The organism is Paraburkholderia madseniana, from assembly GCF_009690905.1.
Lineage (GTDB): Bacteria > Pseudomonadota > Gammaproteobacteria > Burkholderiales > Burkholderiaceae > Paraburkholderia > Paraburkholderia madseniana.
The window spans coordinates 14141-38320 of the sequence record NZ_VOSW01000090.1 but is presented as its reverse complement, the minus strand read 5'-3'; the positions used below and the strand labels follow the sequence as shown (position 1 = coordinate 38320).

20 protein-coding genes and 2 pseudogenes are annotated in these 24180 nt (G+C 60.7%); 9 read left to right on the top strand and 13 right to left on the bottom strand.

Annotated features, from left to right (window positions below; genetic code table 11):
• Positions 1 to 170 precede the first annotated feature (170 nt).
• On the top strand, positions 171 to 1301 hold the full coding sequence (locus FSO04_RS34655; protein ID WP_154566039.1) for an ATP-binding protein: 1131 nt from the start codon (positions 171 to 173) through the stop codon (positions 1299 to 1301).
• A gap of 22 nt (positions 1302 to 1323) precedes the next feature.
• Here FSO04_RS34655 and FSO04_RS34650 read toward each other — a convergent pair whose 3' ends face one another.
• On the bottom strand, positions 1324 to 3654 hold the full coding sequence (locus FSO04_RS34650) for a patatin-like phospholipase family protein (protein ID WP_154566035.1): 2331 nt from the start codon (positions 3652 to 3654) through the stop codon (positions 1324 to 1326).
• Positions 3655 to 3837: 183 nt separating this feature from the next.
• Positions 3838 to 5304: a metallophosphoesterase family protein gene (locus FSO04_RS34645; RefSeq protein ID WP_154566034.1), complete on the bottom strand. Its 1467-nt coding sequence runs from the start codon at positions 5302 to 5304 to the stop codon at positions 3838 to 3840.
• Between the two features lie 353 nt (positions 5305 to 5657).
• Here FSO04_RS34645 and FSO04_RS46935 point away from each other — a divergent pair, with 353 nt between their 5' ends.
• Both FSO04_RS46935 and FSO04_RS34635 read left to right on the top strand, forming a co-directional pair.
• Complete coding sequence (locus tag FSO04_RS46935; protein ID WP_171928311.1) at positions 5658 to 6620, top strand: hypothetical protein; 963 nt, start codon at positions 5658 to 5660, stop codon at positions 6618 to 6620.
• Positions 6621 to 6628: 8 nt separating this feature from the next.
• Positions 6629 to 7012, top strand: a complete 384-nt coding sequence (locus FSO04_RS34635; protein ID WP_233465075.1) for a hypothetical protein — start codon at positions 6629 to 6631, stop codon at positions 7010 to 7012.
• An 88-nt stretch (positions 7013 to 7100) separates the two neighbouring features.
• Here FSO04_RS34635 and FSO04_RS34630 read toward each other — a convergent pair whose 3' ends face one another.
• The 4 genes and pseudogenes from FSO04_RS34630 to FSO04_RS47850 all read right to left on the bottom strand — a co-directional run.
• The gene (locus FSO04_RS34630) at positions 7101 to 7493 is read right to left on the bottom strand and encodes a 2-oxoglutarate dehydrogenase (RefSeq protein WP_233465074.1); all 393 of its coding nucleotides are present in this window, start codon (positions 7491 to 7493) and stop codon (positions 7101 to 7103) included.
• Between the two features lie 61 nt (positions 7494 to 7554).
• Entirely contained in the window at positions 7555 to 9402 is a 1848-nt protein-coding gene (locus FSO04_RS34625) for a S10 family serine carboxypeptidase-like protein (protein WP_154566032.1), read from the bottom strand.
• Positions 9403 to 9870: 468 nt separating this feature from the next.
• On the bottom strand, positions 9871 to 11088 hold the full coding sequence (locus tag FSO04_RS34620; RefSeq protein ID WP_154566031.1) for a sensor histidine kinase: 1218 nt from the start codon (positions 11086 to 11088) through the stop codon (positions 9871 to 9873).
• A 137-nt stretch (positions 11089 to 11225) separates the two neighbouring features.
• Positions 11226 to 11435, bottom strand: a pseudogene (locus tag FSO04_RS47850) (MFS transporter); the annotation flags it as partial.
• Here FSO04_RS47850 and FSO04_RS34610 point away from each other — a divergent pair.
• Positions 11419 to 11559: pseudogene (locus tag FSO04_RS34610) on the top strand (FCD domain-containing protein); the annotation flags it as partial. The pseudogenes FSO04_RS47850 and FSO04_RS34610 sit on opposite strands and share 17 nt — an antisense overlap.
• Before the next feature lie 408 nt (positions 11560 to 11967).
• Positions 11968 to 13128, top strand: a complete 1161-nt coding sequence (locus FSO04_RS34605) for a porin (protein WP_154566030.1) — start codon at positions 11968 to 11970, stop codon at positions 13126 to 13128.
• A gap of 145 nt (positions 13129 to 13273) precedes the next feature.
• Here FSO04_RS34605 and FSO04_RS34600 read toward each other — a convergent pair whose 3' ends face one another.
• Complete coding sequence (locus FSO04_RS34600) at positions 13274 to 14167, bottom strand: LysR family transcriptional regulator (RefSeq protein ID WP_154566029.1); 894 nt, start codon at positions 14165 to 14167, stop codon at positions 13274 to 13276.
• A 106-nt stretch (positions 14168 to 14273) separates the two neighbouring features.
• Here FSO04_RS34600 and FSO04_RS34595 point away from each other — a divergent pair, with 106 nt between their 5' ends.
• Positions 14274 to 15155: an aldo/keto reductase family oxidoreductase gene (locus FSO04_RS34595; RefSeq protein WP_154566028.1), complete on the top strand. Its 882-nt coding sequence runs from the start codon at positions 14274 to 14276 to the stop codon at positions 15153 to 15155.
• Between the two features lie 160 nt (positions 15156 to 15315).
• Here the strand turns inward: FSO04_RS34595 and FSO04_RS34590 are convergent, their stop codons facing one another.
• On the bottom strand, positions 15316 to 16230 hold the full coding sequence (locus tag FSO04_RS34590; protein WP_154566027.1) for a LysR family transcriptional regulator: 915 nt from the start codon (positions 16228 to 16230) through the stop codon (positions 15316 to 15318).
• A gap of 70 nt (positions 16231 to 16300) precedes the next feature.
• Here FSO04_RS34590 and FSO04_RS34585 point away from each other — a divergent pair, with 70 nt between their 5' ends.
• Both FSO04_RS34585 and FSO04_RS34580 read left to right on the top strand, forming a co-directional pair.
• Positions 16301 to 17077, top strand: coding sequence for an NAD(P)H-dependent oxidoreductase (locus FSO04_RS34585; protein ID WP_154566037.1), 777 nt, complete (start codon positions 16301 to 16303; stop codon positions 17075 to 17077).
• Positions 17078 to 17298: 221 nt separating this feature from the next.
• A complete protein-coding gene (locus FSO04_RS34580) occupies positions 17299 to 18141 on the top strand; it encodes an alpha/beta hydrolase (RefSeq protein ID WP_154566026.1) in 843 nt (280 codons plus the stop codon).
• A gap of 20 nt (positions 18142 to 18161) precedes the next feature.
• Here the strand turns inward: FSO04_RS34580 and FSO04_RS34575 are convergent, their stop codons facing one another.
• The 5 genes from FSO04_RS34575 to FSO04_RS34555 all read right to left on the bottom strand — a co-directional run bounded on the left by FSO04_RS34575 (position 18162) and on the right by FSO04_RS34555 (position 22718).
• On the bottom strand, positions 18162 to 19109 hold the full coding sequence (locus tag FSO04_RS34575) for an alpha/beta hydrolase (RefSeq protein ID WP_154566025.1): 948 nt from the start codon (positions 19107 to 19109) through the stop codon (positions 18162 to 18164).
• Positions 19102 to 19626: a thioesterase family protein gene (locus FSO04_RS34570; RefSeq protein ID WP_154566024.1), complete on the bottom strand. Its 525-nt coding sequence runs from the start codon at positions 19624 to 19626 to the stop codon at positions 19102 to 19104. The genes FSO04_RS34575 and FSO04_RS34570 overlap by 8 nt, the downstream gene beginning before the upstream one ends.
• Before the next feature lie 104 nt (positions 19627 to 19730).
• A complete protein-coding gene (locus FSO04_RS34565; protein ID WP_154566023.1) occupies positions 19731 to 20696 on the bottom strand; it encodes an L-carnitine dehydrogenase in 966 nt (321 codons plus the stop codon).
• Positions 20697 to 20763: 67 nt separating this feature from the next.
• Positions 20764 to 21693: a 3-dehydrocarnitine:acetyl-CoA trimethylamine transferase CdhC gene (gene cdhC, locus FSO04_RS34560; RefSeq protein ID WP_154566022.1), complete on the bottom strand. Its 930-nt coding sequence runs from the start codon at positions 21691 to 21693 to the stop codon at positions 20764 to 20766.
• Positions 21694 to 21764: 71 nt separating this feature from the next.
• A complete protein-coding gene (locus tag FSO04_RS34555; RefSeq protein ID WP_154566021.1) occupies positions 21765 to 22718 on the bottom strand; it encodes a choline ABC transporter substrate-binding protein in 954 nt (317 codons plus the stop codon).
• Positions 22719 to 23082: 364 nt separating this feature from the next.
• On the opposite strand from FSO04_RS34555, the gene FSO04_RS34550 reads away from it, so the two are divergent.
• Positions 23083 to 24099 (top strand): GlxA family transcriptional regulator, encoded by a 1017-nt coding sequence (locus FSO04_RS34550; protein WP_233465073.1) that lies wholly within the window; start codon positions 23083 to 23085, stop codon positions 24097 to 24099.
• Positions 24100 to 24180: the final 81 nt, after the last annotated feature.

The window sequence follows — 24180 nt, the reverse complement described above, 5'->3', positions numbered from 1 at the left end:
GCGTCAGGTCCTTGAAATCGGGCATCTTCGTCATGTCCTTCACTATGCACAGCCTGGTGGCAGTTTACAAGCGCTGAATAGTTACGCGGCGGCAAAGAAAGTAAGTGCCGCCCCGCACAGGGGCAACACTAATAGACCACAACCGCATTAAAGAAATCGAAGAGAAAAAAATGCCACCCCCAGCGGAGCAAAAAAAACTAACTGCCTATCGCTATGGAAAATGGCGCTGGCACCGTTTCCGCCGCTCGTGGACGGACACACGAGCAGACAGAATCCCGAGCTGGTCGAGGCTATACCTACGTGTCTACACGCGCCTCCTGACACTGACAGTGCTGGTACTAGCAGCGTCGATAGCAACCCTAGCCCTGACACTAAAAACCTCACCATCAATCTGGCAAACCCTAACAACAGCAAAAGCATCAATCCCAATCGCATTGGCAACCCTACTGCTACCAGCAGTCACCGCCTACCGCTGGATGCGCCCAGTCTGGCTAGACCTGGTAATGGTCCGCGAACGCGCAATAGACTTCACAGGCGGCCGCTTCAACACCCGCGCCCGCGAATCACACAGCGTCATAATCGGCCCACTGGCCCGCACACTAAACGCCCTGGCCGAACGCATGGAACGCCTGATCGCCGCGCAGCGCGAACTCACCAACGGCATCTCCCATGAATTGCGCACACCCTTGGCGCGCGTACGCTTCGCGCTGGAAAACCTCCGCGAACCCGCGTCCGCGGCCGAATACAACAGCGCATTGGCGAGCATCGACCAGGACGTCACCGAGCTCGACGAGCTCATCGACATGAGCCTGACCTACGCGCGCCTCGAATACAGCTCCCTGCAATCGAACCTCGAATCCACGTTGCTCACGGCATGGTTCGACAGCCAGGTCACCGACGCCACGCTGCTTTACGCGGACAAGCAACTCGTCCCGCAAGCAGACGTCGACGCATCGCTACGCGTGGTGATGGACAAACGCCTCATGTCCTACGCAATGCGAAACTTGCTGCGCAACGCCGGTAAATACGCACACTCGCGGATCATGGTCGGCCTGAGCGTCAAGCACGGCAATGTGGAAATCTACGTGGAAGACGATGGCACAGGCGTGCCGCCCGACCAACGCGAACGCATTTTCAATGCCTTCGTGCGGCTCGATCGTCAGACTGGCGGCTACGGGTTGGGTCTCGCGATTACGCAACAGGTGCTGCGCGCCCACCATGGCCGGATCGCCGTGACTGATCCGTTGACGCTTGGCGGAGCACGCTTCGAAATGAGCTGGCCGGTGGGCACGGTGGCGTGAAACACACCGTACCCGCGCAGCTTCAATAGGTATGTCCCAACTGGAAGTAAAAGTTATGACGGCCGCCCGGTGCGAACGCTACGCCCAGATAGATCGGTCCGAATGAGCTGGTCATCGCGGTGAAGACCGTCACGCTGCGCTTCAGCGGCCCGCTGCCGAACTGCGAATCGCGGTTCCAGACGTTGCCGGCTTCAAGGCTCAGCCCGGCAAACAGACCGCGAATCGGCGACGCATTGAACGTGGCAAGCTGATTCATATAGGTGATCTGACCGTACGCCATCGAGTTGCCGGACAGTTGGTCGGCAGCGTAGGCCGACAAATGCTGGAAACCGCCCAGCGTGAAGCCGAACGGATTCGTCAGATTGGTGCCGCCGAAGTCGTTACCGGCTTCGATGCTCGCGTTGATGCTGTGTCGTCCATAGCTTGCCGCGACAAGGCTCTTTCCGTATACCTCGGTGAAGCTGTCGCTGCCCGCGAACAACGAACGTTCTACGCGTAGTTCGCCGAAGTAACCTTTGCGGGCAAACAGCGGATCGTCGAGCTGATCGATCACGAGGCGTGCGCGCGCGCTAAGCTGACGCCCATAGATATCGGGGAACAGCAGCGGCGAGTTAAACGCATCCTCGAGCGGCAAGTTGTATTGCGGCGACGCGAAACCATGCGCGTAGGCCACGCCGATACGGAAGTCGCCGAGACGGGCGAGTGGTACGCCGAAGTCGATCCCTGCGCGCTCGGTTTGCAAGCTGTATTGCGTGATCTTGACGTTGCCGGAATCGTCGTAGAGATTGGCATAGCGACGCTGAAACTCGAGGTATGGCGCCACGTAATAGCCGAAAGAACTCGACAGTGGCTGCCGCAGCTCCGCGTGCAGGTCGATCAGATCGCTGCCGACGGTCCCGTCCACTCGCCCTTCGAGCCCTGACGAGGTGAGCCACGGCCGGCGATAACCGAGATGCAGCCGGAAGCCGCCTTCATCCGTCGAGCTGCTCGATAAACCCAGCCCGAACAGCAGGAAATTCGGTCCCCACAGCTTCTGCTGTGCGGAGACAATGAGCGTGTGCGCGTCGCCGTCGTCAACGAGTTGCTGGCTCACGCTGTCGAAGTCGCCCGCGGTGGTGAGCGCCAGCAGGTCCTTATTGAGCGCGACCGGATCGTAGACATCGCCGGTTTTGACATGCAGCGCGGCGCGAATGCGTGCCTCAGGTACGGAGCCCTGCGAGGCGATCTCGATCTGCGTGATCCGCACCGGATGCATTGCGGGCGCACCGTGCCGGGCGCGCCACGCGGCGTAGTCGGCGGGCGAAAGCGCCAGATGCTGAAGCTGCGGCATGGCCGCGCGCGTGGCAGCGGCGCCGGCGGCGATGGCCTGGCTCGCATTGGCGAAATCGGTGAAACTCAGCGAGCCGAGCGCCGGTTCGATCAGGACGTCACCGGTCTGCAACTGTTCACGTTGGCGCGCAACGTTCTGGTGAATCAGAATGCCGATCATTTGCTGCATCACGTCGGCGGGCGAAGCCAGCGCATCCAGTGGCCGCAGCGGCGAGCCGATATCGACCGCGATCACGACTTTCGCGCCCATGTCGCGCGCCGTTTCGATAGGCAGATTGCTGACGATGCCGCCGTCCACCAGCGTGCGTCCGTCGATATCGGCTGGCGCGAACAGGCCGGGCAATGCCATGCTGGCGCGAATCGCCTGCGGCAGCGAACCGCGATCGAGCACCACCTTCTGGCCGGTGCGCAGATCGGTTGCGATCGCGCGATAGGGGATCGGCAGCCGGTCGAACGAAACGTTGCCTGGCACGGTGGACGTCCAGTCCTGCAGCAGCGCTTGCAAACGATTGCCCTGGACGAGTCCGACCGGCAAGCGGAAACCATTGGCGCCGTAGCCGAGCGAAAGGCTGTTCACATACAGCCGCTCGTCTTCACGACGCGATTGAGGCAGATCGGCACGCTCGGTGACGTCGAACGCGATGTCCGCGAGATTGATGCCCGCGAGGCGGTTTTGCATGTCCTGCGCCGTCATACCGCTCGCGTACAGGCCGCCGACCACGGAGCCCATGCTGGTGGCGGCGATGCAATCGACCGGGATGCGGTTTTCCTCGAGCACCTTCAGTACGCCGAGGTGTGCATAGCCGCGCGCACCGCCGCCCGACAGCACGAGACCGACGGAGGGGCGGCCGGCGGGCCCGGCTTCCGCGCTGCACGCGGATTCGGCTGTGAGAGCGGGGCGTGCGAAGGTGGCGATCCCACACGCCAGCAGCACCACGGTGCAGCGCAAACGAAGAACGATGGGCTGGCGACGCGTGTGCGCCGCCGTTTGTTGAAGTTGTTCGCTCGCCAACGCTCGACTCATCGGTTTTGATGCAGAAAGAAAACCGAGAGATTACATGGTTTTGCCCCGGTAAAAACAGGTGATTTGGTGAAAACGCGCGTTTGCGAAAAAACGTAGTCCTGATGCTTTTTATCCCGCCTCGCGGCGCAATACGTGTTGTGACCGTGAGCGCGGTCCCTGAAACACGTCCCGCGTTCTTCGCCGCTAGCGACGCATCAAAGCTCGCACGGCCCTTGCCGCCATCGGATGCCCCAAGTCTGGTGCAACGAAATGAGCCACTTTGCGTTCGGCGAGGTTGATCGTTACGTAGTCGTTCGGCGCTTTCGTGTTGAGGCCGTCGGACGCCGAGTGATACTCGATACGCAACTGCGTCGCGGTGACGACCACGCGCAGATAGCCGTAGTTGGTGTCGTCATAGTTTTCCAGCACGACCTGATCGGTGGTGGCCGACGCCGCCTGCATGATTTGCGGCGCGCGGATGGCGGGCGCACCTTGTGCGGCGAGCTTGACTAAACCGTGTCCGCCGTTACCGCACACGAGGTAGGGAATCTGCGTGCCGTCCGCATTTCGCGTACGCGTGAAGCGCTGATAATTGTGTGCATGGCCGGACAGAAACGCATGTGGCCACACACCGTTGGCTTCGCACACCTTGTCGATCTGCGCCAGCATATCGACGCTCGATCCGTGTCCGCCTGCGCTGTACGGCGGATGATGATCCGCGATCAGCAGTGCGCCGGTGAACTGCTCGGCTTTGACGCGCTTGAGCGCGGCGTCGAGAAAGTCGAGCTGAGTACTCCCGATCTTCGGGTCTGAAATCACACCGGGATCTTCGAGCGTGTTGCTGTAAATCACCAGCACGCGCACGAACGGCGCCTCGAGCGTGAAGAAGACGCCGGGCTGGATTTGCGCGGTGCGCGACAAGCCGCCGGCTTCTGGCGTAACGGCGAACGTCTCCGCGCAAAAATTTCGCAGGAACGCAGTGAGACTCGCGGCATGCGCTTCCGGCGAAACCATCCCGTCATGATTGCCGGCGCAAGCGAGGATCGGCGCCGGATAGTCTCGATACGGTTCGTAAAACTGATCGTAATAGTACTGGCTCTCGCCAAAGCTATAGACGACGTCGCCGAGCAGCAAGGCAAATTGTGGCACCTCGCTGGCGTTGACTTCGTTGAAATCGGCCGTCAATTTGTCGGCCACTTCGTTCTGGGTGGCCGGACCTTTCGTATTGCCACAATCTCCCAGCGCGTGAAACACCAGTTGTCCGGCGGCTGTGATCCTGTCGATGGCGGTTGCGTTGCCGCCCATGACCTCGGCCAGCGTGAGTTGGGGCTCGACGCCGCCTCGCGGTGCGGGAAACGGCAGCGGAAACAGTTTGTGCTCCGCATTGAGCTTGTCGATTTCCTTGTAGGCCGCATCGTCCGATGGGTGAGGCACACGAAACACCGTCGGGTCCGCGGTCGGTTGAGGCTGTGCGAATACGGGCTTGTCCAGCATCCGGGAACGGAGTGCCGTCGCGCCGACGGTCGCCACGGGCTGGTTCGAGCCGCTGGCGAGCGCAGTAGCCTTTTTGCCGGGTGCCGCTGCCTTGCCGCGCGACTTTGGTTTGCCTTCTGCTTTCGCCGTGCTTTCTTTTGCCTTGGCCTGGGATTTCGACTCGCGTTTTGCCGACATGAGCACCTCTTGAGGAAGAGTAAGCGGGGGATACGCAAGCGGCTTTCGCCGTTGCGTTCATCGAACCCTACGACATGCGAATTTCGGAAAAGTGTCGTGGCGGTGTCGAAGCTGGCCTGCTGACGCGCTTGCGCCCCATGCGCGACACGGGCGGAGCCTGCCCTGAAACAATTTATGTCAGCTTATGTCACGGCGCCTCCGAATCGCCCGCAAAGCGTTGCCCAGCGGGCCTCTGTCATGGTGAAACAGGGTGACATATCTTCGCTGCTGATTAAATCCAGGCGTCCTTCTATAGTCCGTTTGTCGCCACGCCGCAGTGAGCAGAAGTGGCCCGAAATCAAGAAGGACATACCGTGAAAAACTGTTCGTTCGTCGTCGCAGCCACCGCCGCTTCCCCTGCCTCCGTGACGCCCGCCGCATCCGTACGTGGCGCGCTGCGCAAGCTCGCGCTCACCGCAACCGTTACCGTGCTCGCGCTCAGCAGCGCTTCCGCTTTCGCCTGGTCGCAGCACGGCACCGCCTACACGTCGCGTGGCACCTATAACGGCGCGCGTTACGGCTCGTGTGGCGGCGGTAGCTGTTCGCATGCTGGCGGCGTGGCCGGCCCCTACGGCGGCGTGGCGACCAACACCGGCACGGTGACCCGCAACGCGCCGGGCCAGTTCTCGAATTCGGGCACCGCGACCGGACGCTACGGCAACCAGGTCCAGCACGCCGGCGACACCAACTGCGCGGGCGGCACGTGTTCGCACACCGGCACCCTCACCGGACCGGACGGTAAAACAGCTACGACCTCAGGCGATGTGACCAAAACCGCGCCCGGCCAGTATTCGTCATCCGGGTCGGTCACGGGCTCGAACGGCAACACGGTCAACCACTCGGCATCGACTAACTGCGCGGGCGCGTCGTGCTCACGTTCCGGCACGGTGACCGGGTCTGATGGCGGAACCGTCAATCATTCCGGCACGGCAACGCGTGTAGCACCGGGCGTCGTGACGACATCGACGAGCACGACGGGCACGCATGGCAACACCGTGACGACGAGCGGAACGGTCACGACTACCGGCGTCGTCACGACGGGCAGCACGACGGTGGTGGTTGCACCGAAGCCGGTTGTTGTCGTACCGCCTCCAGTCGTTGTTCCGCCGCCGGTTGTGTATGTGCCGCCGCCTCCGGTTGTCTACGTTCCGCCGCCCCCGCCGCCTGCTGTGTATGTCGCGCCGCGTGTTGTCTATATGGCTCCTGCACCGCGCCCTGTCGTGTGGGTGCCGGGGCACTGGGTGGGGCATGTGTGGGTGCCGGCGCACTGGTCATGAGTGAAAACGTGCGAGTGAGAACCGGCGAGGAGGCCGGCCGGACCGGTCCGCAGTGGAAGAGCGAGCAGGGAAGTGCTCATCCACTGCGGCCACGTTTCAACGCGGTACGCACACGGACGCTATGGAAGGTAGGTGTGTTGGCAACGATGATCGTCGCAATAGGGATGGCGATTGCAGTCGGTGAGGGCGTCGCAAGCACCGAAACACCGGCTGTGCACCGAGCGATTGAACCTGAACAGGACTGTTCGGCGAAATACGCAGCGTTGCTCGACCTCGCCGAATTGGCGAGACGTGACGGCAAGTCGTCCGAAGTTGTGATGCGTGGACTGAGCGACCGCGGCGGCGCAATGGGCGACTGTTTGCCGACTGGCGGGAACGTCGCGGCGAGGTAAACGAAACGCGCGAATGGCCGGAGCGGCCATTCGCGCTTGTCAAATGCGGTCCTCCAGAGAAGGCACGCCTTTGACCAATGGCCGGCCGCTACCGGCCCTGTTGCTGCAGATACTGTCTGACGTCGCTCATGGTCACACTTCCTTTGTGGCTCGTGTCGATCTGATCGAAGTGCTTGGCGACGTAGCCGAGCCCCGCGGTCTGAGCCTGCGTTTTCGTGACCGCGGCGCCATTGCTGAGGGCCGTGTTCGCCCCCAGTCGCGCTTCAAGCCGCTGCTGGGCTTCCTGCTGCAGTGCCGTGCCGGTCGACGGCGTGACGGGAGCAGCACGGTTTTGAGGAAAGAACGGACCGTCGACTCCTCTGGCCCCGTTTGGCGGCGTCGCCGGCGCTACCGCTTGCGGCGGTAACGCATGCGCGCTGCCAATAAAGCAGCCGAGGACGATCAACGGTGAGACACGCCGCAACATATCGAAAAGGGACATGATGACTCGCATTGATTGAGTGAATAGAGTATCGCGAACGAGGCACATCGCGTCAGTTCAGTCAGGGTGCCATGGCTTGCGCCGTGGCAGTAGCGGTCGGCTGACTGGCGGGGCTCTCGTCGCGCCACGGCGGCGGCAGCGTCCAGAGGGCGAGCGCATCCGGAAGCGGCGTGCCGCGGTAGAACCGCACCAGATCCCGTTTCATCAGCGGACGGGCGACGTCATCCAGATAGGTCATATGCCCGCCCTGGAAGAAGTTGACCTGCAAGTCCGGATTCAGACCGGGTACCGTCTGCAGCCGTGCCAGTTGCTTCTCGGTATTGAAGAACGGGGTGGCGAGATCATGAAAGCCGTTTTCCGCGAGTACCTTCAATTGCGGGTTGAGCGTCAGCGCGCCCAGCAGATCCGGAATCGTGTCGGGCAGGGGTTGGCCATCATGCGAGAAATCCCATACCTGGATGATGTTGTCGTTCAGTGGCAAATAGGTCGCGTTCGGCGCTGTGTATCCCAGGTAGTCAGGCATCTGCGTAGCCAGAGCCGTGGTGAACGGCTGGGAGATCAGGATGTCGGACGGGTCCCCGTCGTTTTGCAGACGCGGATCCGAGTTCGGCAATGACACGCGTCCGTCGTACCGGCCGATCGTCGTGCCAGGTATGAGGCTCGTCGAGAACGGGTTGGCGCCGAAGTAGCCTTGCAGCGCCTGCACGGTCAAACTGGATGGCAAGGTCCACGACTGAAGCGTTTTGGCATTGGGAAACACCGGCGTACCCAGGGCGTCCGGTATGCCGAGCTGACTGAGCACCCACGATTGCGAATACCGCCTGAACTTGTTGTATTCGTTCGTGACGAACAGGCTTGCCTGGTATGCGTAAAGGTCCTGATTAAGCGGCGCCGGCGACACCTGGTTGTAGTAAGCCGCGACTTCCGCGTAGCCGGGGAAATAACCGGCCAGCGTATCCGTATCCAATGCCAGCGCGCTCGTCGAGTTCGTGATGGCGACGGCCTCGATCGCATCCGCGAAATAGTTCAGGATTGCAGACTGAAGGACGATGCCGGTCAGATGCACGCCGGCCGATTCGAGTGCCAATGCGAGCATGTCGGTGCGCGGCGTGCCATACGACTCGCCGTACAGATAAATCGGCGAGCTGCTGCGGCTGTTGACCGTCAGATAGCGCTGGATAAAGTCGCGCATGATGTTGACGTCCGCGTCGGTCGTCCAGTACTTCTGGTTCGTATTCGGCAGAATCGCCTCGGAAAGACCTGTTCCAGGCGGGTCGATGAAGACCATGTCCGTGGTGTCGATCAGGCTCTCCTTATTGTCGACGAGCGGATAATTCGGCCAGTTCCCGAACACCGGGTCGGGCGTGGCGACCCGCGTCGGCGCGAACGACCCGAGCCGCAGCCAGATGGAAGAGGACCCCGGGCCGCCGTTGTAGACGAACGTGACAGGTCGCGGCGAGCCGTTCGTACTCGGCACGGTGTACGCGACATAGGACATCGTGGCTTCGGGGTTGCCGCTCGAGTCGGTGGCGGTCAAATGGCCGGTCGTGGTGGTGTAGTTGATCGGTGTTCTGCCTTGGGTCCACTGGTAATGCATGACTGCAGCTTTTTCGGAGGCCTGAGCCGGTGCGAGGCCATCTGTGGCATTCCCCGAATAGGCGACCGGGTCGAGATAGGTTTGATTGGCCGTTGGCGCTTGCGACTGCGCGGCGGCCTGTGCGCTGAGTTGCTGATTCGCTGCGGTCTGCTGCATGCTCACAGCCGTGCCGGAGGACGAACCGCCGTCCCCTCCGCCGCATCCGCCGAGAAGCAGGATCGCGACCGTTAATGTTCCCAGGCCCGTTCCCAGACCCGGCAGCCTGCTGTGGCGATATTGGCTATTGCCGGAAAGACGCTCGTCTCGTTTCATCTCTATCCTTGGTGGTGGGTTCAGATACCGTTTCACAAAGGCCGCTAGCGCCGATGAAAATATATCGGAGTTCGAAATATTAGCGATGCATCGTCGGCTTGCAGCGGTGAGACCAACTTACTTCAAAGCGCATAGATTCAGATCTCTATGCAGTATGCGTAGAATAACTAAATATCCGATTTGGATATTCCGGTTCTTTTCGTGGCATATTTCCGCAATCGGAAATTCGTATATTGGCGGCAGATGAAAAATAGGTGACGCCACTGGCGTTTGTCAAGGATGTACCGGATTTCCGTAATTGCAACTTCGGGAAATTGTGCTGAAGTCGCGTGAGAGCGGGCCAGTCGGGGCGTGGCGCCCGTGTGAGTTAATCGAGTATTTATTACGAAGTTAAATATATTCGTTTGTTAATCGTAATAATTAAAATGTACTGATCATCCGGTTCTGGCGCCGGATGCCGGCAGGGGGTTATTCGGCTTCGGCCAGCACGAGCGGGAACCGGATTTCGAACGTCGTCCCAACGCCTTCGTGTGACGCAAAATCGATCTGACCGTTCAGCACGCGGCAAAGCTCCTTGACGATCGCGAGACCGAGGCCCGTGCCAGGAATATCGTCGCCTGCAGCACGCTCGAATTCGTCGAAAACGCGGTTCGCGTCCGAAGGTGCGATGCCCACGCCGGTATCCGACACGCGAATCGACCAGTGCTCCGCATCGGCCATGGCGAAGGCAAGTTCGATCTCGCCGGACTTCGTGTACTTCGTGGCGTTGGAGAGCAGATTGACGGCAATCTGCTTAAGCTTGAGACGACTGGACGTGACGACGGATAGCGCCGGATCGAACACTGTGCGCAACTTCAGTCCTTTGGCCTCGATGGCCGGGCGCGAGGAGGCGACGAGCTCATCGTAAAGCGCATGCAGCTCAACCGGCTCGAATGTGTTCGGCGTGCCGTCGCCGAGCACAACGGAGTACTCGACCATCTGGTCGACGAGTTGCTTCATGTCCGAGGCTTGCCGGTTGGCCAGCGTCAGCGCCATATCGGCCTTCGAAGGCGCCCGTTCGATCAGTTGCAGCGCAATCGAAAACGCGTTCAGGAAATTGCGCAGATCGTGGACCACGCTGCGGGTGATCTGCATGCGTGACTCGTAAAGATCGCTGACCAGGCGCTGCTTGAGCGTCAGTTCGTGATTGGCGCGCTCGAGCCTGCCGGTGTACTCATCGATCTTGCGGTCCCGTTCGCTGACCACCTCCTTGATCGACGTGAGCGTCACCATGCTGAGTGTTTCCGCGATCAGGCGCCGCGCCCGTCCTTCATGGCGGCGCGTGAACGTGCTGTCCTGGTCGGCGAATTCTTCCAGCGCGTCAGCGAGCACCTGATGGAACAGATCGAGTTCGCGCACGAGTTCCTCGATCCGGTAGCCCTGACGCCAGCGGACCAGGCCGTGTTTTCTCGCATCGCGTTCGATCGCCGGCTCGACGCGTTCGAGATCTTCGACGTCGAGCGCAAGGCATAGTCCTTCGAGAAGGTCCGGCAAGTGATCGGCGAGCTGTTGATAGGTGAGCTTGTCCGCTTCGACGAGGTCGACATCGCCGAAAACGGTTTTCATCCATTGCGCGGTCAGGCGCGTCCGCTGCTCGCGAACGAAATCGGCAAATTTGCGCAGCGGGCTAACGCGTGTTTCGGTCATATTGGCTACATCGGGGTGAAGTTTCTAACAAAAGTTTCTGCCCCATTATGGCCGCAATTGCTGATTGTGGAACACGCTCTTGCGTAACCCGGGCCAGATGAACACGAGGTTCAACCCGGCGGTCCCGATGTTGTTGTTCAAGCGGCTTCGTGTCCGGCAATCTTTGCCGTTCGGACGCGTGGGAGTGAAGGTAACGGTTCGACCTTACCGACAACGAACAGATACGACAGGGCACCGACCACGCATAGCGAGCCCGCAACCATCAGCGGAATCACTAACGAACCCTTTGTGATCGCCAGCATGACCCCGGTAAACGTGGTGATAAAAATGCCGGCGATGCGTGCGGCCTCACAGGAAGATCATCAGCGTATCTTTGCTGCCATCATGGGCCGCGATCCGGCGGCGGCGCGCGATGCGATGCAGGCGCATCTCGCGTGCGTGGTGGGGGAGTTTACTCAAGCGTGGCGATAAGCATGCGCACCTTTTTCGCTTGATGCGGCACGTCTTCTGAACGTGCCATTTGCGTGTTCTTTTCGCACCACGCAATTTTTTATTTTTGACGCGGAATTTATTTTCGCCGTCATATGATTGCACTGTTCGTTTTCGGCAGCGCCTCGCAAGATGCGCCTGTGTAATTCAATTGAAAACCATGCTGTAGTCAGCACGCGCTATCGACACGTTATTCAATGCGCCACACGCAATAATCAACAAACAATATCGGATGTTTTCGCAATTCGCACGGCGCCGGCCTGCGAATGCGTTGCCTATCCGTTGCCTATGCGTCCGTAGATCCTGTTGGCGGCCAACGCGCTAGCCAGTGGGAGTCGAGCGCACACAATTGATTACGTCCATCACCGCTAAATCACGGAGCCAACAGGTATGAAAAAGTCTCTACTCGTGGTCGCGCTTTCCGGCGCCTTTGCTATTTCGGCGCATGCGCAAAGCAGCGTGACGCTCTATGGTCTCATTGACGCAGGATTGATCTACACGAACAATCAGGGCGGACATAGCAACTGGCAGGAAGTAACCAGTTCGACGCAAAACACGGTCTTCGGTCTCAAGGGTTCGGAAGATCTCGGTGGCGGCTTGCATGCGGTCTTCAAGCTGGAGCAGGGATTCCTTTTGAATAACGGCGCCCAGGCTTTCTCCGGCGATGGTTTCGGCTCTCAGGCGTGGGTCGGCTTGCAAAGCGATCCATACGGTACGGTGACGTTCGGCCGCCAGTTTGATGTGATGAACGACCTCGTCGGTCCGCTCACGGCGGAGTTCAACACGTGGGGTGGCAACATGGCTGCGCATCCGTTCGAAAACGACAACCTTGCTGGCAATTCGGTCGTTTTCAACAACACGGTCAAGTACACGAGCCCGACGTTCAGCGGCGTCACATTCGAAACGATGTATGCCTTCAGCAATAAGGCAGGCAGCTTCGCGAACAACCGTTCATACGGCTTCGGTGTTTCCTATGCGCAAGGGCCCGTCAATCTTGCTGCCGGATACCTGCAATTGAACAACGCAGGCAGCGCAGGCGGCGCTGTTACCACGGGGGACACCAGCGCGAACTTCCTTGCGCAGCGCCAGCGTATCTGGTCGCTGGGTGGCAACTACACGTTCGGACCGGCCACCGTTGGCCTGGTGTGGAGCCATACGCAGATGGACAACGCGTCGGGTGTTTTCTCGTTCGGAACCGGCACTTACCTCGGTGCGAACGACGCTTCTGCCGGAACCCTGAGTGGCTCGCTGCGCCTCGACAACTACGAAGCGAACGTCAAGTACGCGCTCACGCCTGCGTTGACTTTGTCGGGCGCGTATACCTACACGCATGGCGCTTATAACGGCTCGTCGCCGGGATGGAATACGGGGATGCTTCAGGCCGACTATTCGATCAGCAAGCGCACCGACTTCTATCTTGAAGGTGTCTATCAGAACGTGCACGGCGCACCGGCTGATTCCGTGCTCTCGCATGCCATGATCAACACGCTCTCGCCTTCGTCGTCGAATACGCAAGTGGCCGTCACGGTGGGGATGCGTCACGCATTCTGATCGGCCTCGCGTCACGTGATCTGTTATGACGGATGCCTGCACCTTGGCAGGTATCCGTCGACACTGAGAGTTTCACGAGTAGGGTGGTCTTCACGGTGGTCTGGCAACAGTCGAGCCAATATAAGGCGCAGTTAAAACGCTCGCGCTAAGCACCCGCCTTCAGGAAATCGACAAATGCGCGCAACGGTGCCGGCAAGTGACGGCGGCCCGGATAGTAAAGAAACGGCCCTGAAAAGCGCTGCCACCACGGCTCCAGAATCGGCTCCAATGCCCCGCTATCGAGATGCGGGCGCAGCATGTCCTCGAACAGGTGAATCACCCCTACGCCTGCGACAGCAGTACTGATTGCAAGGTCGATTGCCGCGCCGGGCCTGACGAGAAGCGGTCCCGACGGATTCAACTGCACCACCTCGCCGTCGCGCTCGAAATACCAGGTCGGCGTAGCGCCGCCGGCAAACTGGCCACGCAAGCACGCATGAGCCAGCAGGTCGCGCGGATGCTCGGGTCTGCCATGCGTGTCGAGATAGCCCGGCGTCGCGGCGGTAGCGAAGCGCTGCACACGCGGACCGATTGGCATCGCGATCATGTCCTGCTCGAGCCGCTCGTCGTAGCGAATGCCCGCATCGCAACCGATCGACAGCACATCGACGAAGCCGTCCTCCACCACAACCTCCACGCGTATGTCGGGATAGGCTTTCAGGAACTGGGGAATGACGGTCGGCAACACGATGCGTGCGGCGCTCGACGGCACGTTGAGTTTGAGCGTGCCGCTCGGCTTGTCCCTGAAGCGGTTCAGGACGTCCAGCGCGGCTTCCATTTCGCTGAACAACGGCGTCAGCTTTTCGATCAGACGCAATCCGGCTTCGGTCGGGGCCACGCTGCGTGTGGTTCGGTTGAGCAGGCGCATACCCAGCTTCGATTCGAGACGGCGCACGGCAATGCTGAGACTGGAGGCGGAGACGCCGCTGATGCGCGCGGCGTCGCGAAAGCCGCCGGCGCGCGCGACTGATACGAAGGCGGCAAGATCGTTGAATTCCATGGCCATTGTTCAAAATGTTTAACAACCCGTGCAATTTAGGCCGGATTATCGAACAACTCAATCCTCGTCATACTGCTGCTCAACCCCTCACCTCAAGGAGCGCGCTATGTCGAACTTCACCCCTGTGGACACATTCCCGCTGGCTGGCCACCCTGTGCAACGCATGGGCTACGGCGCCATGCAACTGGCCGGACCCGGCGTATTCGGGCCGCCGAAAGATCGCGACGCGGCGATCGCCGTGCTGCGCGAAGCGGTGGCGTCGGGCGTCAATCACATCGATACGAGCGACTTCTACGGGCCCCACATCACCAACCAGTTGATTCGCGAAGCACTGCATCCGTATCCGGACGACCTCATGATCGTCACAAAGGTTGGCGCGGTTCGTGGCAGCGATGGCTCGTGGTTGCCGGCGCTCGAGCCGGAAGATATCGAGCGCGGCGTCCACGACAACCTTCGCAATCTCGGTGTCGACGCACTCGACGTCGTCAATATGCGAATCATGGGCGACGTGCATGCCCCGTCCGAAGGGTCGATCGAAAAGCAGGTCGTGGCGCTTGCCGAACTTCAACAACGAGGGCTGGTTCGCCATATCGGCTTGAGCAACGCAACCGCGGCCCAGGTTGCCGAGGCACAGGGCATCGCGGAGATTGTCTGCGTACAGAATCACTACAACCTGGTTCACCGGGAAGACGATGCGCTGGTCGATGAACTGGCGGTGAAGGGCATCGCATACGTACCGTTCTTCCCGCTTGGCGGATTCACACCGATCCAGTCGTCAGCGCTTTCCACGATCGCGCAAACGATCGGTGCGACGCCGATGCAGGTGGCGCTCGCCTGGCTCCTGCATCGCGCGCCCAACATCCTGCTGATTCCGGGCACTTCGTCGCTCGGGCATCTGCGGGAAAACATGCAGGCAGCACACTTGAGATTGACCGACGAGGTGCGCGCTGAACTGGACGCAATTGGCGGCAGGAATGAGAAGGCGTAATCGCACTTATTGGATTGCGCGCGCGATCCGCTTCGGGTCGATGCTATCGATGTCCTTGCGCGGATGGACCCGCCCGGTAGCGCAGCGCATCGACCAGCACGGCCTTTTCAACCACTCATTGCGTTGGCACCGACCTAGGCCACGGCACATGCACAGGCGTTCAAGTCGCCACCGCGTCCACGATGCATTCCCGCAACCATTGGTGCGCCGGGTCTCGATGAGAGCGCTCGTGCCAGAGCATCGCCATTTCATAGCCCGGCACTTCAACCGGCGCCTCGACGACTCTGAGCGCGCCATTGCCGCGCACCAATCGCGCCGGCACCATCGCCACGAGGTCCGTACTCGCCAAGGCTGACATCACAAACAGGAAGTGCGGAACCGAAAGCACAACCCTGCGCGTGAGACCCACCGCAGCCAGTGCCTCATCCGTGACGCCGCTAAACCCGCCACCATCCGGCGACACGATCACGTGCTCCAGTTTGCAGAACTGCGCAAGCGTTGGCCGGCGCTTCAGGCGCGGATGGTCCGCGCGGCCTGCCAGCACATACCGCTCCTTGAAAAGTAGCCGCCCGCGCAATCCGGGCGGCGCGCCTTCGCTGGTATGGAATGCCAGATCGATGTCTCCCTGTTCCGCCTGCTTCGCGATGCGTGGCGGAACAGCTTCCACGATCGCGAGCCGGGTGCCGGGCGCCGCCGCGCGCAAGCTGGACAGGACGGGCAGCAGGATCGTCGATTCGGCATAGTCGGTCGCGGCAACGCGCCACGTATGACTCGCTTCGGCTGGATTAAACGGGCTGGCCGGCGACACCGCGTGCTCAAGCGCATCGAGCGCCTGGCGCAAAGGTTCGCGCAATTCTTCGGCCCTAGCGGTGGGGCGCATGCCTCGGGGACCCGGCAGCAACAACGGGTCGCCAAAGATATCCCGCAGCTTGGCAAGATGCACGCTCACCGACGGCTGAGAGAAGTTCAGGCGTTCGGCTGCACGGGTCACATTGTGCTCCGACAACAGGACATCGAGTGTCACCAGCAGGTTGAGATCCAGCCTTCTGAGATTATTCATGGAAATACCTGACATGTTGGTTATTCATTTCCAATATACCGGCAAGAGACCTATCGTGGCGCTTTCTCGCAAAGGAGGTCAGGTCATGAATGTTCTTCTCGTCTATGCACATCCGGAACCCCGGTCATTGAACGGGTCCCTTAAGGACTTTTCGGTCAAGCGTCTCGAGGATGCCGGCCACGTTGTCCAGGTATCCGATCTGTATGCGATGAACTGGAAAGCATCGCTCGATGCAAACGACAGCCTGGACAGGCAACCGGGCGCGCGTTTCGATGCCTCTCTCGATTCGAAGCGTGCTTTCAAAGACGGACGGCAAAGCCAGGACATCGCACTTGAACAGGAGAAGCTGAGGTGGGCGGATGCAGTGATTCTGCAGTTTCCGCTGTGGTGGTTCTCGATGCCTGCGATCCTGAAAGGTTGGGTGGAGCGCGTCTATGCGTATGGCTTCGCGTATGGAGTCGGGGAGCACTCCGATGCGCGCTGGGGCGACCGTTACGGGGAAGGCAACATGGCGGGCAAGCGGGCAATGCTGGTCGTGACAACTGGTGGCTGGGAGTCACATTACAGCCCGCGTGGTATCAACGGGCCGATCGACGATGTCTTGTTCCCCATCCAGCACGGCATTCTGTATTACCCTGGTTTCGACGTGTTGCCACCGTTCGTGATTCATCGGACAAGCCGGATTGACGAAGCACGATTTTCAGAAGTCCGTGACGAACTCGGGCAACGTCTCGATGACCTCTGGAAGACTGCGCCGATACCGTTTCGCCGGCAGAACGCCGGCGCATATGACATCCCGGCGCTTACATTGCGACCTGATGTTGCTACGGATCAGGTTGGCTTTTCAGCGCACATTGAATAGATGCGTTGCATTCCCCACATTCGTGCGCAGGGCGTAACTGTTAAATAGAGGTTCGGTTTGGGCCACTCCAGCTCCCGCTGGAATGGCGCCAAGCTGACGAGACCGTATGCTTCGCTGAAATTTGGTTGTAAGTCGCCGTTGTTAGAGTCGTTGACAGAATTTTGCCGCTAGATGCCAGACAGTGTTCTTTGGACACATAGAAAGGGGGAGAGCGACAAACCATGAAAATGAATCGTGTGTTCTGGCTCATTCTGACGCTGCTTTTTACGAACCCGGTCTGGGCGTTCCAGTCCAGGGTCGTCACCATTCCCAGCGCGGCCATGCATAGGTCGTTTGAGGCGACTGTGGTGCTGCCTGACCAATACACGCACGGCAAAGCGGTCGATCGCTTTCCTGTCGTCTATTTACTGCACGGCTCAGGCGGCGACTACACCGACTGGACGACGAATTCGCACATCGGCAAACTGGCCGACCGCTATCACGTGATCCTCGTCATGCCGGACGGCGGTCACGAGAGCTGGTATATCGACAGCCCTGTCGATCCGCGCAGCCGTTACGCAACCTATGTAGGTACAGAAGTCGTCGGATATATCGACACGCATTTCCGCACGATTGCGACGCGCCAGGCGCGCGCGATTACGGGGTTGAGCATGGGCGGGTTCGGGGCGCTGCATATCGCGCTAGACCGGCCGGATGAATTCGGCGCCGCGGGAAGTATTAGCGGAGCGGTCGATCCGCGCGGGTGTGAGGATGAGCCCGGGATCGATCAGGTGTTTGGGGATCCGACTCGCCACGCCGACTTCTGGAACAACGAGGCGATTGTTGAGAACGCCCGTAGTCTGGGAAATGCGCATATTGCGCTGACGATCGATTGCGGGGTGAACGATTCGCTTGTTCAGTCGAACCGGATGCTGCACGCGCGGCTCGTCGAGTTGGGCGTGCCGCATGATTACGCGGAGCGGCCTGGCGGGCATACGTGGAAGTATTGGGCGAATGCGGTGCAATACCAGGTGCTGTTCTTTGCCAGTTCATTCAAGCGGAGTGGCGGAGCTGCACAGACGTGACGCGTGCATGGCTTGAGCCATCACTGCATGCCTGAATGCTCGCTTAGAAACTGGCAGACGGTGTGATGCATTGCCTTTACGCCGGGACTCGATTCGAGCGCACGCCAGCACCCATGCACGAGTCCGGTTCCAATCCACAACCGGGCGTGTCCGCCGGCCGCATTAACGCGGTCGACAAACACCCTCGCGTCGTCCCGCAACGGATCGTGTTCAACACCTACGGCAAGTGTCGGCGGGAGTCGGTCGAAGCGTGCCGCATCGAGCGGTATCGTCCACGCAGGATAGGGCGGCCGTTCGCCCCAATACAGATCGCGAAACGCATGGACATCGGCAAGCGTGAGCATCGGCGCGTGCGCTTCGCTTTCGCGCGCGGGCATTTGCGGCTCGGTGCCGAGCATTGGATAGACCAGCGCAAGTCCGCGCACGCCTTGTAGACCGTCATCGCGCAACCGCATCGCGACGCTGGTAGCAAGCGTGGCGCCGGCACTGTCACCCGCTAACTGCAGTGCGCCACCTGAGAGCGAATCGAACGGCAACTGGCCGGCCAGTGCGGCGAGCGTAATCTCCAGGCAATCCTCATGCGCTGCCGGAGCGCGGTGTTCGGGAGCCAGCCGGTAGTCGACCGCAATTACATCGAGTCCGGTATCCGCGGCAATTCGTGCGGTTACGATCTCGTGACTATCTAGCGAGCCGAGCACGAAGCCGCCACCGTGAAAGTACAACACGGTGCCGACGGGTGTCCCGCTCGCCTTTCTACGATTTCGATAAAGCCGCAACCTGATCAGATGCCCGGCGCTCGCCTGAAACACAGCGTCTTCGGTTATCACATCGGCTGGCAAAGGCGGCGTGAGTGCCGCCGCATAGCGATCGTAAATCGCGCGCTGTTCGCTCGGCGGCAATGAAGTCGAATGCCCCGCATAGATGGCGGCGGTCCGTTCGATGAACGCAGCGATCTCGGGCTCAAGCATGCTCATTCCCCTCGCTACTCATACGCGGCGCCTTGACAGGCAAGCCGATCACGCGGCCTGCAAACCTGGCCGTCGGCAACCCAGTATGCGCTTCTGCCAACGCCCGCACGCGCGCCTCGACATCCGGGTCGAAGGCAACAGCGCGCGGGCCACCCGTATCCACATGCAGCAGCATCTGTTCGCCTGCGGCCACCGGTTCAATGCCCTCATCAGCGAACATTTCGAGGTACAGATGCAGCCGCTTCGCATCATGCCCAAGCACGCGCATATCGACGCGAACCTGCACACCCTCCTTGATTTCATGCAGGTAGTTGATATGCGCTTCGAGCGTATAGATCGAGCGGCCACGTTCCTTGCGCACCGAATCAGGCAGCCCGATTACATCAATCAAGGCATCAGTCGCGAAGCTGAAAATCAGCATGTAGAAGGCGTCGCGCAAATGGCCGTTGTAGTCGACCCACTCGGCGCGCACGACGTCGCGATAGCAGGGCAGTGAAGCATGGTGCGGCGTAGACATATGCAATCGGTTCCTTTATCCCTATGGACGGTGCGGGCCGCAGCGATCTTGTGCCGCCGACGTGTCCCGCCAGAGCGGGGCGGGGCGTCTTCCGGCACACAGTATCACTCCGCAGGAAGCACGCCGTGCCGCGCCTTTGCTTCTCCAATCGCCGCCAGAACACTCGTAATGCAATCGTCCCGATAGCGCTCAAGCTGCTTGATCGAGCGCTGCCCAACCTGTTCGGATGTTCCGTCCACCACCCGGTCGATCAATTCGTCAGTGAGCTGCGGCGCTACCAGTTTAGTCCACGGCAGCTCCAACGCGGGTCCAAACTGCTGCATGAAGTGGCGCATACCCGCATCGCCGCCCGCCAGAGTGTAGGTCAGGAACGTGCCCATGAAAGACCAGCGGATGCCCGCGCCGAAGCGGATCGCATCGTCGATTTCGCCCGTGGTCGCCACGCCTTCGTTGACCAGATGCAGCGCCTCGCGCCACAGCGCTTCGAGCAAGCGGTCGGCGATAAAGCCGGGCACTTCCTTGCGTACGAGAAGCGGGCGCATCGACAGCGAACGATAAACCTGCATCGCGGCGTCGATGGTCGCCGGTGCGGTACGTTCACCGCCGAGCACTTCGACGAGCGGTAGCAGATACACCGGGTTGAACGGATGCCCGACGATGCAACGCTGCGGATTCACCGCCCGTGCGTAGAAATCGCTCGGCAGCAGGCCGGAAGTGGATGAGGCGATGATCGCATCAGGCTTCGCCGCACGACTGATCTGCTCGTGCAAGGCGAGCTTCAGTTCTTCGCGTTCGGGCGCGCTTTCCTGAATGAAGTCCGCCTGTTCGACACAGGCTTCAATCGTATCGACGAAACGCAACCTGTCGGGCGTTGCGCCCTCGGCGAGGCCGACGCGCTCCAAGGCCGGCCACGCATTCGCAATGTTCTCGCGCAACTGTTTCTCCGCGCCGGGAGCGGGGTCCCACGCGACGACGTCAAGTCCGTGCGCGAGCGCGCGCGCGACCCAACCGCTGCCGATCACGCCCGCGCCGATTGCCGCAAATGTTTTGATATCGACGATCACTGCCATTGCTGATGTTTCCTTTGCCTATGAGTTCTCAAGTTCAGCAGCGCGCTATATGAAGCACGCGGCATCCTCACGCGTACTGCCCAGCCACGCGCCGCTCCAACTGCCGCTCGCCACGCGCGGGCAAGCCGAGTTTGCGGCGGCCTTCCGCGGGTGTCAGCGCGTGCCCGCCGAGCCGTTCGATGATCTCGACCGCGCGTTGCACCAGCGTGCCGTTCGTTGCATGCACACCTTTGTCGAGCCAGATGTTGTCTTCAAGGCCCACACGCACGTGGCCGCCGAGGAGCATCGCCTGCGCGACCATCGGCATCTGCATGCGGCCGATGCCGAAGCCGGCCCATTGCGCGCCAGGCGGAAGGCTGTCCGCCATCGCTTTCATCGTCGTGGTATCGGCGGGCGCGCCCCATGGAATGCCGAGGCAGATCTGGAACAGCGGCGGCGCGTCGAGCAAACCTTCCTTGAGCAATTGTTTTGCGAACCACAGATGCCCGGTATCGAAGATCTCCAGTTCCGGTTTCACGCCGAGTTCCTGAATACGCTGCGCGCCGGCCCGCAATTGCGCGGGCGTCGACACGTAGATGTAGTCGCCGTCGCCGAAATTGAGCGTGCCGCAATCGAGTGTGCAGATTTCCGGCAGCAGTTCCTCGACGTGCGCAAGGCGTGTCAAACCGCCTACGAGGTCGGTTCCCGCGCCGAAGCGCATCGGATCTTCGCCGGGACCGATCTCGAGATCGCCGCCCATGCCCGCCGTCAGATTGATGATCACGTCGGTGCCTGAAGAACGGATCCGGTCGACAACCTCGCGATACAACTGCGGATCGCGGCTACCGCGGCCGGTTTTCGGATCGCGCACGTGGCAGTGCGCGACGGTGGCGCCGGCCTTTGCGGCTTCGATAGCGGCTTCTGCAATCTGCTTTGGCGTGACGGGGATGGCCGGATGCTTGCCGACCGTATCGCCCGCGCCGGTGACCGCGCAGGTCACGATGACTTCATGATTCATGCGTGCTAGTTCCTGTTGATTGAAATGCGTGACTGGATGGATGCAAGCCGGACTGCGCCCAGGCGGCTCCGTCAAAGCCCTAGATAGGCCTTCACCGCGGGCAAACCGTCTTTACCGTCATACGTCTTCACGCCTGCGAGCCACGCATCCAGTACTTGCGGGTTCTTCTTCAGATACGCTTTGGCGGCATCGGCAGGTTTCTCTTTGTTCATCACCGACTGCATCACCACGTTCTCCAGTTGCGTCGAAAAGCGCAGATTGCTCACGAGCTTGCCGGCGTTCGGGCAACGCGTCAGAAAGTCGGGGGACGTCAGCGTATAAACGCGTGCCTCGCCGTCGTTCGGACCGAATACGCCGTCGCTGCCGGTGAGGTATTTCATATCGATCTGGATATTCATCGGATGCGGCTCCCAGCCGAGGAATACCACCCATTTCTTCGCGCGAATGGCGCGATCCACCGAAACCAGCATGCCCGCTTCACTCGATTCGATCAGCTTGAAATCGCCGAGGCCGAACTGATTGCTGGCGATCATTTTCTGAATCGCCGCGTTCGCGCTGCTGCCGGGTTCGATGCCATAAATCTTGCCGTCGAGCTGATCGCGGTGTTTGGCGATGTCGGCGAAGGTCTTCAGGCCGGCGTCGTATTCGTAGCTCGGCACGGCGAAGGTCGCTTTAGCGCCGGTCAGGTTAGGCGGTTGCAGCACCTGAATCGATTTCGAATCGATGAACGGCGTAATCGCTTTCTCCTGCACCGGCCACCAGTAGCCGAGCGATACGTCGAGCTGTTTGCTCTTCAGGCCCGCGAACGAAATCGGCACCGACGCGACGGTCGTCACAGGCTGATAGCCGAGTCCCTCGAATACGGTCGAGGCGAGCGCCGTGGTCGACGTGATGTCTGTCCAGCCGATGTCGGCAAAATGCACCGCGCGGCAGGTGGAGGGATCCTGTGCGAGTGCAGGCGACGCAGCGACGACAGCCGCCAGACAGGCAAAATGGGCAAGCAAGGCTTTGACGCGTAACTTCATGACGTTCCCCCTTCGGACACGTTGAACAGCGTGTTACGAAATGGCCGCGGCGAGAAAAAAACCGAGCGGCCCCCGGACCTGCGCGATACGGCTCGAGCCATGCTTGAGCAGGGCTTGAGTTGCACGAGTGACGTAACGTTAATGCCCCATATTCCTGCCAAAGCGACCGCCAGCGACCCGTTCTTGCTCCCACGCGACAACGAGGGAAAACCAGCATCGTTCGACATTGCGGTGCAGCATCGATTTGCAGCAGTGAATTTTGGTGCGCCTTGCCGGCTTGCGCGCTGCTTGCTACGCTCGCCCGGAACCCCGCGTTCGCTTGCGGCTTGTGTCCCTCTGTGTCCCTGATCGAGTCATCTGCACGATGCCCGAAGATATGTCGTTCCTGCTGCTGCCTGGCTTTTCGGCGATCGGCTTCATGTCGGCGGTCGAGCCTTTGCGCGTGGCGAACCGCTTTCGCGGCGATCTCTACCGCTGGCGCATTCTGAGTCTCGACGGTGCCCCAGTCGCGGCCAGCAACGGTATTTCGATCAATGCAGAAGCGGCAATCGCCGATGTCCATGAGGCGCAGACGGTATTCGTCGTCGCGGGCTTTGAGCCGCTCGCCTGCTATACGCGCGTGCTCGGCGATTGTCTGAAGCGGCTCGAGCGCGCGGGCGCGACGCTCGGTGGCATCGACACGGGCAGCTTCATCCTTGCGGAAGCCGGGCTCCTGAGCGGCTCGGACAGCGTGACCGTGCATTGGGAAGCGTTGTCGGCGTTCAGCGAGCGCTATCCCTCGCTGAACGCAAGCCAGGAGCTGTTCGAAATCGGCGCGCGGCGCATTACCTGTGCGGGCGGCACGGCGTCGATCGACATGATGCTCGACCTGATCGGCCGCAAGCACGGCGCAGCGTTGGCCTCGGCGGTGTCGGAACAGTTCGTCGTGAGCCGGATCCGGCAGCGTTCGGACCATCAGCGGATGGAAATTGCGGCGCGTTACGGCGTGCACAACCGCAAGCTGATTCAGGTGATCGGCGCAATGGAACAGCATATGGAAGAGCCGCTGACGCCCGACCAGCTCGCAGAGGAAATCAGCGTGACGCGGCGGCAACTGGAGCGGTTGTTCTGTGCGTCGCTGAAGGACACGCCGACGCATTTCTATCTGCAACTGCGCCTCACCCGTGCGCGCGAGTTGCTGCAGCAGACGGACATGTCGATCACATCGATTTGCGTCGCATGCGGATTCGAGTCGCCCTCGCATTTTTCGCGGACGTATCGCGCGCGGTTCGGCGTGAGCCCGAGAAGCGACCGGCAGGTGACGGGCGGCAGAAATGGCAGCGCGGTGTTGTCATCAAGTGAGGCAACCCAGGCATCGACTCCCGCATTGTCGGAAAGCTGACTTCGTTGCGCGCGAAGCCTCAAACATTGGGAGCCTGATCTGCCGGCTTGATGACTCATATTTCAACAAGCGTTCACGGCA

Bases quoted from the DNA above. Each gene is read 5' to 3' on its own strand.
- FSO04_RS34655 (WP_154566039.1), top strand. From the start codon at position 171: ATGCCACCCCCAGCGGAGCAAAAAAAACTAACTGCCTATCGCTATGGA.
- FSO04_RS34650 (WP_154566035.1), bottom strand. From the start codon at position 3,654: ATGAGTCGAGCGTTGGCGAGCGAACAACTTCAACAAACGGCGGCGCAC.
- FSO04_RS34645 (WP_154566034.1), bottom strand. From the start codon at position 5,304: ATGTCGGCAAAACGCGAGTCGAAATCCCAGGCCAAGGCAAAAGAAAGC.
- FSO04_RS34630 (WP_233465074.1), bottom strand. From the start codon at position 7,493: ATGTCCCTTTTCGATATGTTGCGGCGTGTCTCACCGTTGATCGTCCTC.
- FSO04_RS34625 (WP_154566032.1), bottom strand. From the start codon at position 9,402: ATGAAACGAGACGAGCGTCTTTCCGGCAATAGCCAATATCGCCACAGC.
- FSO04_RS34620 (WP_154566031.1), bottom strand. From the start codon at position 11,088: ATGACCGAAACACGCGTTAGCCCGCTGCGCAAATTTGCCGATTTCGTT.
- FSO04_RS34605 (WP_154566030.1), top strand. From the start codon at position 11,968: ATGAAAAAGTCTCTACTCGTGGTCGCGCTTTCCGGCGCCTTTGCTATT.
- FSO04_RS34600 (WP_154566029.1), bottom strand. From the start codon at position 14,167: ATGGAATTCAACGATCTTGCCGCCTTCGTATCAGTCGCGCGCGCCGGC.
- FSO04_RS34595 (WP_154566028.1), top strand. From the start codon at position 14,274: ATGTCGAACTTCACCCCTGTGGACACATTCCCGCTGGCTGGCCACCCT.
- FSO04_RS34590 (WP_154566027.1), bottom strand. From the start codon at position 16,230: ATGTCAGGTATTTCCATGAATAATCTCAGAAGGCTGGATCTCAACCTG.
- FSO04_RS34585 (WP_154566037.1), top strand. From the start codon at position 16,301: ATGAATGTTCTTCTCGTCTATGCACATCCGGAACCCCGGTCATTGAAC.
- FSO04_RS34580 (WP_154566026.1), top strand. From the start codon at position 17,299: ATGAAAATGAATCGTGTGTTCTGGCTCATTCTGACGCTGCTTTTTACG.
- FSO04_RS34575 (WP_154566025.1), bottom strand. From the start codon at position 19,109: ATGCTTGAGCCCGAGATCGCTGCGTTCATCGAACGGACCGCCGCCATC.
- FSO04_RS34570 (WP_154566024.1), bottom strand. From the start codon at position 19,626: ATGTCTACGCCGCACCATGCTTCACTGCCCTGCTATCGCGACGTCGTG.
- FSO04_RS34565 (WP_154566023.1), bottom strand. From the start codon at position 20,696: ATGGCAGTGATCGTCGATATCAAAACATTTGCGGCAATCGGCGCGGGC.
- cdhC (WP_154566022.1), bottom strand. From the start codon at position 21,693: ATGAATCATGAAGTCATCGTGACCTGCGCGGTCACCGGCGCGGGCGAT.
- FSO04_RS34555 (WP_154566021.1), bottom strand. From the start codon at position 22,718: ATGAAGTTACGCGTCAAAGCCTTGCTTGCCCATTTTGCCTGTCTGGCG.
- FSO04_RS34550 (WP_233465073.1), top strand. From the start codon at position 23,083: ATGCCCGAAGATATGTCGTTCCTGCTGCTGCCTGGCTTTTCGGCGATC.